The sequence below is a fragment of the Nocardia cerradoensis NBRC 101014 genome, assembly GCF_000308535.1.
Lineage (GTDB): Bacteria > Actinomycetota > Actinomycetes > Mycobacteriales > Mycobacteriaceae > Nocardia > Nocardia cerradoensis.
Genome location: NZ_BAFW01000003.1, coordinates 1 through 12,139, shown reverse-complemented (window position 1 = coordinate 12,139; position 12,139 = coordinate 1). Strand labels below are relative to the sequence as shown.

At 66.3% G+C, this 12,139-nt stretch carries 8 protein-coding genes; 2 read left to right on the top strand and 6 right to left on the bottom strand.

Going from position 1 to position 12,139, the window contains the following annotated elements:
* Window positions 1–27: 27 nt before the first annotated feature.
* The 4 genes from ON23_RS00860 to ON23_RS00845 form a co-directional block, all read right to left on the bottom strand.
* On the bottom strand, window positions 28–1,974 hold the full coding sequence (locus tag ON23_RS00860) for an ABC transporter ATP-binding protein (protein WP_039775330.1): 1,947 nt from the start codon (window positions 1,972–1,974) through the stop codon (window positions 28–30).
* A 25-nt stretch (window positions 1,975–1,999) separates the two neighbouring features.
* Window positions 2,000–3,736: an ABC transporter ATP-binding protein gene (locus ON23_RS00855; RefSeq protein WP_039775328.1), complete on the bottom strand. Its 1,737-nt coding sequence runs from the start codon at window positions 3,734–3,736 to the stop codon at window positions 2,000–2,002.
* A gap of 116 nt (window positions 3,737–3,852) precedes the next feature.
* A complete protein-coding gene (locus ON23_RS00850) occupies window positions 3,853–4,338 on the bottom strand; it encodes an RrF2 family transcriptional regulator (protein ID WP_039775326.1) in 486 nt (161 codons plus the stop codon).
* Window positions 4,338–4,934, bottom strand: coding sequence for a TetR/AcrR family transcriptional regulator (locus tag ON23_RS00845; RefSeq protein ID WP_039775324.1), 597 nt, complete (start codon window positions 4,932–4,934; stop codon window positions 4,338–4,340). Before ON23_RS00845 ends, ON23_RS00850 begins: the two co-directional genes overlap by 1 nt.
* Window positions 4,935–5,140: 206 nt before the next feature.
* Between ON23_RS00845 and ON23_RS00840 the strand changes: the two genes are divergently transcribed.
* Both ON23_RS00840 and ON23_RS00835 read left to right on the top strand, forming a co-directional pair.
* Window positions 5,141–7,522, top strand: a complete 2,382-nt coding sequence (locus ON23_RS00840; RefSeq protein WP_039775322.1) for an MMPL family transporter — start codon at window positions 5,141–5,143, stop codon at window positions 7,520–7,522.
* Between the two features lie 256 nt (window positions 7,523–7,778).
* Window positions 7,779–10,088, top strand: coding sequence for an MMPL family transporter (locus ON23_RS00835; protein WP_039775320.1), 2,310 nt, complete (start codon window positions 7,779–7,781; stop codon window positions 10,086–10,088).
* Between the two features lie 28 nt (window positions 10,089–10,116).
* Here ON23_RS00835 and ON23_RS00830 read toward each other — a convergent pair whose 3' ends face one another.
* Both ON23_RS00830 and ON23_RS00825 read right to left on the bottom strand, forming a co-directional pair.
* Window positions 10,117–11,052, bottom strand: coding sequence for an LLM class F420-dependent oxidoreductase (locus tag ON23_RS00830; protein WP_039775332.1), 936 nt, complete (start codon window positions 11,050–11,052; stop codon window positions 10,117–10,119).
* 188 nt (window positions 11,053–11,240) lie between these two features.
* The coding region (locus tag ON23_RS00825) for an aminotransferase class I/II-fold pyridoxal phosphate-dependent enzyme (protein WP_039775318.1) at window positions 11,241–12,139 on the bottom strand (899 nt) is incomplete at its 5' end.

The window sequence follows — 12,139 nt, the reverse complement described above, 5'->3', positions numbered from 1 at the left end:
ATCCTGCCAGGCCGGTGACCACGGCCCCTACACCACGTCCACCGTCTCCTCGTCGACCAGATCCTGGTCGACCGCCGCACCGGTGAACTGCGCGTTGTAGAGGCGGAAGTAGGCGCCGCGCGCGGCCAGCAGCCGCTCGTGGGTGCCCTGCTCGACGATGTGGCCGCCCTCCATCACCACGATCAGATCGGCATCGCGGATCGTCGAAAGACGGTGCGCGATAACGAAACTGGTGCGATCGCGGCGCAGCGCGGCCATGGCCTGCTGCACCAGCAGTTCGGTGCGGGTGTCGACCGAACTGGTGGCCTCGTCGAGGATCAGGATGGTCGGCTTGGCCAGGAAGGCGCGGGCGATGGTGATCAACTGCTTCTCGCCGGCGCTGACCCCGGAGCCCTCCTCGTCGATCACCGTGTCGTAACCCAGCGGCAGCGAATGGACGAAGCGGTCCACATAGGCGGCGCGGGCGGCCGCGAGGATCTCCTCCTCGCTCGCCTCCGGATTGCCGTAGGCGATGTTCTCGCGGATGGTGCCGCCGAACAACCAGGTGTCCTGCAGCACCATGCCGATCCGCGAGCGCAGCCGGGCGCGGCCGATGCCGGTGATGTCGACCCCGTCGATGGTGATCGCGCCGGAATCCAGTTCGTAGAACCGCTCCAGCAGATTGACCAGCGTCGTCTTACCGGCGCCCGTCGGACCCACGATGGCGACCACGTGGCCGGGCTCGGCGACCAGGGAGAGATCGTCGATCACCGGCTTGTCGGGCTCGTAGCGGAACGACACCGCGTCGAATTCGACCCGGCCGCGATCGATCGGACGCGGATCCTCTTCGCGCGGATCCGGGACCTGCTCGTCGGCGTCGAGGATTTCGAAGATCCGCTCGGCCGAGGCGACACCCGACTGCAGCAGGTTGATCATCGAACCGATCTGGGTGAGCGGCTGGCTGAACTGGCGCGAGTACTGAATGAAGGCCTGCACCTCACCCAGCGACAGGCTGCCCGAGGCCACGCGCAGACCACCGACCACGGCGATCAGCACATAGTTCAGGTTCCCGATGAACATCATCACCGGCATAATCAGGCCGGAGATGAACTGCGCTTTGAAACTGGCCTGGTAGAGCTTGTCGTTGCGCTTGTCGAATTCCTCGCCGACCTCGCGGATGCGGCCGAATGCCGTGACCACCTCGTGGCCGGTGAAGGCCTCCTCGACCTGCGCGTTGACCAGACCGGTGTACTTCCACTGATCGACGAAATGCGGTTTCGACCGCTTCGCGATCTGGGCCGTGACGATCACCGCGGCCGGCACCGTGAGCAGTGCGATCACCGCCAGCAGCGGCGAGATCCAGAACATCATGATCAGGATGCCGATCACCGACAGCACCGATATGACCAGCTGGCTCATGGTCTGCTGCAGGCTCTGCGCCACATTGTCGACGTCGTTGGTCACGCGGGAGAGCACATCGCCACGGGCGTTGGTGTCGAAGTAGCTCAGCGGCAGCCGGTGGATCTTGTCCTCCACCTCGCTGCGCAGCCGCTGCACCGCGCGGTTGATCACCGTGGCCAGCAGATACGCCTGCAACCAGTTGAACAGCGCGGCCAGGACGTAGAGCACCAGAACCCACGTCAGCACCTGGCCCACCGCGCCGAAGTCGACGCCGTGGCCGGGGTTGATGTTCATCGACGACATCATGTCCGCGAGCCGGTCCTGGCCCTGCGCCCGCAGGGACGCCACCGCCTGATCCTTGGTCAGTCCCGCCGGCAACTGCTTGCTGACGACACCGTCGAAGATGAGGTTGGTGGCCTTGCCGAGAATCTGTGGCCCCAGGGTGTTCATGACGACCGACGCGACGGCCAGCACCAGGATCGCGATCACCGCCACCCGGTCCGGAGCCAGGCGACGCAGCAACCGCTTCAGCGTCGGCCCGAACGATTTCGCCTTCTGCCCGGGAGCGCCCGGCATCGGCCCCCCGGGCCTCATCGCGCCGCCTCCTGTGTTCTGCGGCTCATCGCGCCGCCTCTTCCGGACTGAACTGCGATTCCACGATTTCCCGGTACTCCTCGCATTCGCGCAACAGCTGTTCGTGGGTGCCGAGGCCGACCATGGCACCGTCCTCGAGGACGACGATCTGGTCGGCGTCGCGGATCGTCGACACACGCTGGGCCACGGTGATCACCGCGGATTCGCGCGTCTCCGGTCGCAGCGCGTCGCGCACCCGCGCGTCGGTGGCGACGTCGAGTGCGGAGAAACAGTCGTCGAACAGGTAGATCTTGGGCTTCTTCACCAGGGCTCGGGCGATGGCGAGCCGCTGCCGCTGACCGCCCGAGACCGTGGTGCCGCCCTGGGCGACGGGAGTCTGCAACCCCTCGGGCATGTCCCGCACGAAATCCGCGGCCTGCGCGATCTCGAGTGCGTGCCAGAGTTGGTCGTCGGTCGCCTCGGGATCGCCGTAGCGCAGGTTCTCCGCGATGGTGCCGGAGAACAGGTAGGCCTTCTGCGGCACCAGACCGATCTGCGAACGCAGCAGCTCCATATCGACCTGCCGCACATCCGTGCCGCCGACGCGCACCACGCCGGAGGTGACGTCGATCAGCCGCGGAATCAGATTGATCAGCGTGGTCTTACCGGATCCGGTGGAACCGACGATCGCGGTGGTCTGCCCGGGCGAGACCCGGAAGCTGATATCGCGCAGCACCGGTTCCGCGGCGCCCGGGAACGCGAACTCCGCGGCGGTCAGCTCGACGGTCCCCGGGTCGGCGACGAAGGTCTGCGGCTGCGCCGGCGGCACCACCGAGGAATCGGTTTCCAGCACCTCGGCGATGCGCTCGGCCGACACCGCCGCACGCGGCGCGATCATCGCCAGGAAGGAGGCCATCATGACCGCCATCAGGATCTGCATGATGTAGGACAGCAGCGCGGTCAGCGAACCGATCTGCATACTGCCGGAGTCGATGGCGTGCCCGCCGAACCAGATCACCGCGACCGTGGTCACGTTGCTGATCAGCATCACGGCCGGGAACATCAGCGCGGCCAACCGGCCCACGAACAGCGAGGCCGAGGTCAGCTCGTCGTTGGCCACGCCGAAACGCCGCGATTCGTAGCGCTCGCGCACGAACGCCCGCACCACGCGGATACCGGTGATCTGCTCGCGCAGCACCCGGTTCACCGCGTCGATGCGCTCCTGCACGCGCCGGAATCCGGGCACCATCCGGGAGATGATCAACGCCATCGTCAGGCCCAGCAGCGGCACGGCGACCAGCAGGATCCAGGAGAGTCCGAGGTCCTGGCGCAGCGCCATCACGATGCCGCCGATGCACATGATCGGCGCCATCACCAGGATGGTCACGCTCATCACGACCAGCAGCTGCACCTGCTGCACATCGTTGGTGTTGCGGGTGATCAGCGACGGCGCGCCGAAGATGCCGACCTCGCGGGCGGAGAAGGTGCCCACCCGGTGCAGCAGCGCCGCGCGCATCTCCCGCCCCGCACCCATCGCGGCCTGTGCGCCCAGATAGACCGAACTCGCCGATGCGACGATCTGCACGCCCGACACCAGCAGCATCCAGAGTCCCGTGGTCCAGATGTAGCCGATATCGCCCTTGGTGACGCCGTTGTCGATGATGTCGGCGTTCAGGCTGGGCAGATAGAGCATCGCGATGACGGAGATGAGCTGCAACACAACAACCCCCACCAACTGGGTGCGGTAGGGGGCGAGAAAGGCGCGCAGCAACCTGATCAACATGATGGGTGCAGGCTACCGCCATTCCGGAGCGGTGTCGGCAAGATTTTCCGCTCGGCGAAAGCCGGCCCCCGGCACCGGCGAAACCGGCTCGACCGGCACAGTCACCACGTCCCGACCTACGGGTCGACGCCGGGCGGGACGGGGGCGGGCCGCCGCGTCCAGGCCCCGGGATCGGACACCAGATCCGCGACGAAATCCGGCAGTTCGTCGGTGGCGATATCCGCGATCGAGACCTGTTCCAGCACCGCGCGGATGTTGACCCGCAGCGCGATCCACACCCGCTGCAGCGGTTCGGCCGCGCCCGAATACGCGACGTCCTCGGGACGCTGCCCGCGCACCGAGGCGAGCGGTCCCTCGACCGCGCGGATCACGTCGGCGATGCTGATCTCACCGGCCGTACGGGCCAGCCGGTATCCGCCGTCGGGGCCGCGGCGGCTGATCACCAGATCGGCCCGGCGCAGTTGTGCCGCAATGGATTCCAGGATTTTCGGCGAAATGTCCTGCGCCGTGGCGATCGTCTCCGCCTTCACCGAATTCGGTTGTGCGCGGGCGATTTCCAAGAGGATGCGGACCGCGTAGTCGATCCTTGCCGAGATGTGCACTAGCGCTGTCCACCCGGTCCGTTCAGTACGCCGAGAGCGGCCTCGGTCAGGACTCGCTCGATCACCTCGTCGCCGGCATCGGGCACGAGTTCGTTCGACCACAGCGCCGTGCCCAGCACCTCCAGCGCGGCGCTGGCCCGCAATCGCGCCTCGTGCGAGGGGTCGGGCCCGGCCAGCCAGACGCACAGACGCCGGTGCATATCGAACATGTCGGGGTGCCGATCTCCGATCGCGTTGAGGATGGCCACGGTGTCGCGCACACACATCGCGCCCGCCGTGCGGTGCCGTAACAGCGTCCGGAGCTGGCGATTCAGCACCTCCCGCGCGCCCGCCGGGCTGTGCGGCACCCCGTCCAGTTCGTCGACCACGAGCTTCATGTCGTCGAAGATCGGTTCGATGATCGCGAGCAGCAGATCGAGCTTGGACGCGTAGTGATAGTAGAGCGACGCCTTTGTGATTCCCACCGCATCCGCGACCTCGCGCAGGCTGGTCTGCTCGAATCCCTTGTTCGAAAAAAGCCGGATCGCCGCCTCACGAATCGCGTCCTTGGTGCTCTGACCTGCGGCAACGGATCCGGAGGTAGTTCGGGCGCTCATGCGATGATCCTCTCATCAACCGATCGAAGCGGAGGACACGCCCCGAAAATCGAGGTTGTTCCTCCGCTTATCGATTGGGTAGTCTACCTACCGCACGGTAGGCAGAAAGCGTCGATGGAGGCGGATCGCAGTGCGGCGTCCGCAGTAGTGCTGTCTACGGGGCCTGAACTCAGCACCGCAAATCAGCTATCGCTAGGAGATACCGCGTGTCCGTGTACCTCTATCGGTGGGGGAAGTTCGCCTTCCGCCGAAAATGGATCGTGCTACCGGTCTGGTTGCTGATCTTCGTGATCGTGGGCGCCGTCGGCGTCGGGCTGAAGAAACAGAGCCAAGACGACTTCAACATGCCGGATCTGCCCTCGCAGAAGGCCACCGACATCCTGGACAGGGAATTTCCTGGCCAATCGGCCGCCTTCAAATTCGACGCGGTGACCGGCACCTATGTCGCCTCGGCCACCCACGGCAAGCTCACCGATCCGGACAATCACCAGGCACTCACCGCGCTTGTCGAGAAGATCAACAACCTCGACATCGTCGACAAGTCCAAGATCAACGCGCAGGCCCCCGACCCGCAACGTCGTGGCGTGCTGACCGATCCGGTCGCCGCGACGACCGCGATCGGCTGCACCTCCGGTGATCGCACCGACCCGAACTTCGTCGCGAAATGCGGTCTGGCCCCGCTGAACGTGCTCGGCAAGAACAACAATGCCGATACCGTCGCCTACTTCAGCGTGCCGTTCAAGATCAAGTCCTTCTCCGATATCACCCAGGCCGATCGGGACCAGGCCTACAAGGTCGCAGACGAAGCGCGCGCGGCCGGACTCGACGTGGAGATCAGCGGCACCATCGCCACCCAGCAGGCGCCGCCGGGCGGACAGTCGGAAATGATCGGCTACGCCGTGGCCTTCATCGTGATGATGGTCGCGTTCGGCGCGCTGATCGCAGCGTTCGTGCCGATTCTGACCGGCATCGTGGGCGTCGGTATGGCGTCCTCGCTGATCATGGCAGGCACCTCGATCGCGAACATCCCGAACTTCACCACCGTGCTCGCGGCGATGATCGGTATCGCGCTGTCGATCGACTACGCGCTGTTCATCGTCTCACGCTACAAACATGAACTCGCCGTGCAGGATTCGCCGGAAGAGGCGGCGGGCGTCGCCATCGGCACCGCCGGTTCCGCGGTGGTCTTCGCCGGTATGACGGTCATCATCGCGCTGTGTGGGCTGAGCATCGTCGGCGTCAGTTTCCTGACCTGGATGGGTCTCGGTGGCGCGCTGGCCGCGCTGTTCGCGATCCTGGTCGCGCTGACCCTGCTGCCCGCGATGATGGGCGCCTTCGGCCGCTTCCTCTTCAAGCCGAAACTGCCGCTGGTGGCGCGCACCGACACCGAGGACGACAACGCCGTCACCAACGGCAAGCGTTTCGCCCGGCTGATCGCCAAGGCGCCGTGGGTGACGCTCGGCGCGAGCGTGATCGTGCTCGGCCTGCTCGCCGCACCCGCGGTGAATCTGAGCCTCGGCCTGCCCGGTGAGGACAGCCAGCCCAAGACCACCACGGTTCGCAAGGCCTACGACCTGCGCACCGAAGGGTTCGGCGAGGGCAGCAACGGCACCCTGCTGGTGGTCGCGGATCTGACCAAGGTCAAGCCGGAGCAGCGTCAGGAGGCCGTGATGGCCCTGCACGACAAGCTGGCCGGCTACCAGGGCATGGACTTCGTGACCATGCCGTCGACGAACAAGCTCACGTCGGAGAAGACTCCGGACTATGTGAACAGCACCGGCGCCCAGCTGACCGCCGTGCCCGATCACGGCCCGAACAACTCCGAAACGCAGGACCTGGTGAAACACGCCCGGGACGCGGAGTCGGACCTGCAGGCGAAATACGGCATGGAGTACGGCATCACCGGCTCTACCGCGATCTACGCCGATGTGTCCAACGCGCTGCTCGGCAAGATCGTGCCGTATATGACGATCGTGGCGATCGCGGCGTTTATCCTGCTGGTGCTCGTGTTCCGCTCGGTCCTGGTGCCGCTGACCGCCGCGCTCGGATTCCTGTTGTCGATGGCGGCCACCTTCGGCGCCACCGTGCTGATCTTCCAGCAGGACAAGCTCGGCCTGATCGGCGATCAGCATCCGATCGTGAGCTTCCTGCCGATCATGTTGATCGGCTTGGTATTCGGCCTCGCGATGGACTACCAGGTCTTCCTGGTGACCCGGATGCGCGAGGAATACGTGCACGGCAAGTCCCCGAAGGACGCCATGGTGTCCGGCTACCACCACGGCGCCCGCGTGGTCACCTCTGCGGCCATCATCATGATCTCCGTCTTCGGCGGATTCATGCTGGAGTCCGATGTGACCGCGAAGTCGATGGGCTTCGCACTGGCCGCCGGCGTGCTGTTCGACGCCTTCCTGGTCCGGATGGTGCTGATCCCGTCGCTGCTGGTGCTGCTGGGCGAATGGGCCTGGTGGATGCCGAAGTGGCTGAACCGGATCCTGCCCGATATCGACGTCGAGGGCACCAAGCTGCGCGAGCTCCAGCAGCGTGACCGTGACACCGCGGCGGAGAAGGAGCCGGTCCCGGTCGGCTGATCCGCGAACCACGGCACGAGCCCTCATCCGAACAGCGGATGGGGGCTCGTGCCGTATCCGATCCGGGGATCTCGGACCGCAAAGATCTTGATCTTGCAGCAACGACCCAGCAGACTCGAACCTAATGCTCTCCAGCTCGGCCACTCGACGGACCGACCGGAACGGCGAGTGCTCCGGCTACCGCACAGCTCGATCAGCGACCGGCCCCGGTTCGCAGTCATCGCCAATCGAGGCCAGCGACCATTAGGAGCGCCTCGTGTCCGTGTATCTGTATCGGTGGGGGAGATTCGCCTTTCGGCACAAGTGGATCGTGCTCCCGGTCTGGCTGATTCTGTTCGTGATCATCGGCAGCCTGGGCACGCAGCTGAAGAAGCCGATGAACGACGACTTCACGATTCCGAATCTGCCGTCGGAACGCGCCACCGAGATCATGGACAAACACTTCCCGGGGATGTCGCAGGCGTTCAGTTTCGAGGCGGTCACCGGCACCTATGTCTTCGGGGCGGCACCGGGGCAGAAACTCACCGAGGCCTCCCAGCGGGCGGCCGTCGCGGGGACGGTCACCAAGCTGAACGATCTGAACATCGTCGATCACAAGACTCCGCTGGTCGATCCGATCACCGCCACCGAGCAGATGGGCTGCTTCGCCGCAGATCGCAGTTCGCCGGAACTCGTCTCGCGCTGCAGTGCCGCGCCGGTGAACGTCCTGAACAAGGAGAACCCGGATACCGTTGCGGTGCTGACCGTTCCGTTCACGATCCAGAAGTTCACCGATATCACCGCCGACGACCGCGCGGCCGCGTACGCGGTCGGCGACGATGCGCGAGCCGCAGGTCTGCAGGTGGAGATGAGCGGGTCGCTGGCGATGGAACAACAACAGCCCAGTGGGCAGGCCGAGATGATCGGCATGGCCGTGGCGCTGGTGGTGATGGTGGTGGCCTTCGGCGCGATCGTGGCCGCCTTCGTGCCGATCATCACCGCGATCGTCGGACTCGGATTGGCGACGTCGGTGATCTTCCTCGGCACGTCGTTCATGTCGGTTCCGAGTTTCACCACATTCCTGGCCTCGATGATCGGCATCGCGCTCTCGATCGATTACGCGCTGTTCATCGTCTCGCGCTACAAACACGAACGCGCGGTGCAGAGTTCGCCGGAGATCGCCGCAGGCACGGCCTTGGGGACGGCCGGTTCGGCGGTGGTGTTCGCGGGCGCGACGGTGATCATCGCGCTGGTCGCGCTGGCGATCGTGAACATCCGCTTCCTGACCTTCATGGGTCTGGGCGGGGCGATCGCGGCGGCGTTCGCGGTGCTCACCGCCATCACCCTGATGCCGGCACTGCTCGGCGCCTTCGGCAAGTACCTGTTCACACCGAAGCTGCCGGTGATCGCGCAGCACGATCCCGAGGACGATTCCGAGGTCACCAACGGTATGCGGGTGGCACGCGTGATCGGGCGGATGCCGTGGCTGACGCTGGTCGCGAGCATCATCGTGCTGGGTCTGCTGGCCGCGCCCGCGCTGAGCCTGAATCTGGGCCTGCCGGGTGAGGACAGTCAGCCCCGGACCACGACCATTCGCAAGGCCTACGACCTGCGCACCGAGGGTTTCGGTGCGGGCAGTAACGGCAAGCTGCAGGTCGTCGCCGATCTGTCGCGGGTGCCCGCCGATCAGCGTCGGGCCGCGCTCACCGCGCTGCACGACGAATTGGCCGCGTATCCGGGCATGGATTACGTGACCCAGCCGCAGTCGAGCAGGGACGGCGCGGGTGCGTTGATGACCGCCGTGCCCACCACCGGGCCCAATGACCAGGCCACCAAGGATCTGGTTCGCAATGCCCGCGACGCCGAATCGTCACTGCACGACAGATACGGCATCGACTACGGAATCACCGGTACCACAGCCATTTACGCGGATGTCGACCATGCGCTGCTCAGTAAGATCCTGCCGTATCTGGCCATCGTGGCGGGTGCGGCATTCCTGTTGCTGATCGCGGTATTCCGTTCGGTGCTGGTGCCTTTCACCGCCGCACTGGGGTTCCTGCTCTCCATGGCGGCGACGTTCGGCGCCACCGTGCTGATCTTCCAGAAGGGTGCGCTCGGCCTCATCTCCGAACCTCGGCCGATCGTGAGCTTCCTGCCGATCATGTTGATCGGCTTGGTATTCGGCCTCGCCATGGATTATCAGGTCTTCCTCGTCACCCGGATGCGCGAGGAATACGTGCACGGAAAATCACCCACCGACGCGATGGTCTCCGGTTACCACCACGGCGCGCGCGTGGTGACCTCGGCCGCCGTCATCATGATCTCGGTCTTCGGTTCGTTCCTGCTGGAATCGGATGCGACGGCCAAGTCGATGGGTTTCGCGCTCGCCGCGGGCGTGCTGTTCGACGCCTTCCTGGTGCGGATGGTCCTGATTCCGTCGCTGCTGGTGCTGATGGGCAAGGCGGCCTGGTGGATTCCGGGGTGGCTCAGCCGGATCGTCCCGGATATCGACGTGGAGGGTGCGCGGTTGCGCGAACTCCACGTCGACGATCCGGACGAGCCCAGGAGTCCGGTGAAGGTCGGCTGAGCCGACGCTGCCACCGCGGACCGGTTGTTCAGCCCAGCTGGGTGGCGACCTCGCCGGCGACCAACTCCAGGTGGTCGAGGTCGGACAGGTCCAGGACCTGCAGGTAGAGCCGGGTGATGCCGGTGGTCTCGCGGTAGCGGCCGATCTTGTCGACCACCTCCGCCGGGGTGCCGGCCAGGCCGTTGGTGCGCAGTTCATCCACCTCGCGGCCGATCGCCGCGGCGCGGCGGGCGATCTCGGCCTCGTCACGGCCCACGCACAGCACCTGCGCGGCCGAGCGGACGATCTCACCCGGATCGCGGCCGATGTCGCGGGCCGCCGCGGCGACCCGATCGAATTGCGCCGCAGCCGTTTCCGCATCCGTGAACGGCAGGTTGAACTCGTGCGCGTACCGCGCGGCCAGGGCCGGTGTGCGCTTCTTGCCCGCCCCGCCGATGATCACCGGCGGCCCCGGCTGCTGCACCGGCTTGGGCAGGGCCGGACTGCCCTGCAGCACATAGTGTTTGCCCGTGAAATCGAAGGTCTCCCCCACCGGCGTCTGCCACAGGCCGGTGATGATCGCCAGTTGCTCGGCGTAGCGGTCGAAACGCTCACCGAGATCCGGCAGTTCGATGCCGTAGGCGCGATGCTCGTCGGCGAACCAGCCCGAACCGAGCCCGAGCTCGACGCGGCCGCCCGACATCTGGTCGACCTGGGCGACCGAGATCGCCAGCACCGACGGATGCCGGAACGTCGCCGCGGTGACCAGAGTGCCCAGCCGGATCCGGGAGGTCTCGCGCGCGAGCCCGGCCAGCGTGATCCACGCGTCGGTCGGTCCCGGCAGACCGGACACCCCGCCCATCTTCAGATAGTGATCCGACCGGAAGAATGCGTCGAACCCCGCCTCCTCGGTCACCTTCGCAACCCGGAGCAGATCGTCGTAGGTAGCCCCTTGCTGGGGCTCGGTGAAGATTCGTAGTTCCACGAGCACCAACGTACCGGTCCGCGACATGCCGATTCACGGGCACGCCCGGGCTCCGGGGCCCGCCCACTCTCGATCTCTGGCCACGACACCGCCGGCCGAGCCACCCGCCGGACCTGCCGAACCGCTCGGCGAGGAGATACCGGCCACGTCGTGTCGCGGCCCTCTCGCGCGGCGGCCGGCCGCGCCTGTCAGCCGGTGACGCTCAGGTCCGGCAACCGCGCGGCGTCGGTGACGGCCTCGGACAGCAAATCGGCGGCGGCCTCCAGCTGGGCGGGTTCGTGTTCGGAGGTCAGGAAGAAGCGCAGGCGTTCCTGACCGGCGGGCACGGCCGGTGACGAGATCGCGCCCGCGTAGATGCCGTTCTGCAGCAGCGTGGTGGCGACGTAACCGGCACGCAGTTCACCGGGGACGATCACCGGGCAGATCGGGGTGCCTTCGGAGATGCCGAGGTCGATGCCACGCTCGCCGAGCAGGGTGCGGAAGTGCTCGGCGTTGGACCACAGCCGGCGCAGTCGCTGCGGTTCGGCCTCGAGGACGTCGAGCGCGGCCAGCGCGGCACCGATGGTCGAGGGCGCGGGACCGCCGGTCAGCATGGCGACACCCGGCGCGGCGGCCTTCATCGCGGCGATCAGGTCCGCGTCGGCGGCGATGAAACCGCCGCAGCTGCCCAACGCCTTCGACAGGGTGCCCATCCAGATGTCGACCGCGTCTCCGGGCATCCCGTAGTGCTCGCGGATGCCATGGCCGCGCTCTCCGAAGACACCGAGGGAATGCGCCTCGTCGACCATGACGGCACAGTCGAATTCCCGTGCGATGGTGGCTATTTCGCTCACCCGGCCGACCGTGCCGTCCATGCTGTAATGACCTTCGACCACGACCAGCGCCCGATCGAAGTTCCCGCGCGACATGCGCAACACCGAACGCAGCGACTCCGGATCGTTGTGGCGGAAGTTGAGCCGTCGCGCTCCCGACCACTGCACGCCGGAGATCACGCTGCCGTGGATGAGCGAATCGCAGATCGCGACGTCGTCGGCGCCCAGCAGGAACCCGATCACCCCGGCGTTGGTGAGATAGCCGCTGGTCGTGA

Coding starts and splice junctions, on each gene's coding strand:
- ON23_RS00845 (WP_039775324.1), bottom strand. CDS start 4,934: ATGAGCGCCCGAACTACCTCCGGATCCGTTGCCGCAGGTCAGAGCACC.
- ON23_RS00855 (WP_039775328.1), bottom strand. CDS start 3,736: ATGTTGATCAGGTTGCTGCGCGCCTTTCTCGCCCCCTACCGCACCCAG.
- ON23_RS00860 (WP_039775330.1), bottom strand. CDS start 1,974: ATGAGGCCCGGGGGGCCGATGCCGGGCGCTCCCGGGCAGAAGGCGAAA.